Source organism: Massilia eburnea (genome assembly GCF_009720745.1).
GTDB classification, from domain to species: Bacteria; Pseudomonadota; Gammaproteobacteria; order Burkholderiales; family Burkholderiaceae_D; genus Rugamonas; species Rugamonas eburnea.
On the sequence record NZ_WNKX01000082.1, the window covers coordinates 1 to 370 of the forward strand.

Annotated in this window: 1 protein-coding gene; it reads right to left on the minus strand. The window is 69.7% G+C overall.

The annotated features are described in order from the left end of the window. The coding region (locus GM658_RS29015; protein ID WP_229417113.1) for an Ig-like domain-containing protein at positions 1-370 on the minus strand (370 nt) is incomplete at both ends.

Here is a 370-nt window from a genome sequence, read left to right on the forward strand (position 1 = left end):
GCCACGCTGGTCGAATCCCAGGAGAAGCCGTATGGGCCTGCGACGTCGGAGGCGACCACGGTGCCGTTGACCTTCAGGTCGACACGGGCCACGCCCACGTTGTCGGCGGCGTTCACGCTCACTGCGATCAGGCCGGAGACGGTGCTGCTGCCGAGCGGTGCGGCGATCGAGACGGTCGGTGCGGTGGTGTCGGCGGCTGGCGCGGTGCCGGCAGCTGCGACGGCGGCGGCGGCGTTGACGCGACCATAACCGAAATAGATGTCGCGGCCGGCGGCGCCCAGGTCGACGGCGGTGCTGAACAGGATGTTCTGTACCTGGTCCGAGGTCAGCGAAGGATTGGCCGACATCACCAGCGCTGCGGCGCCTGCGG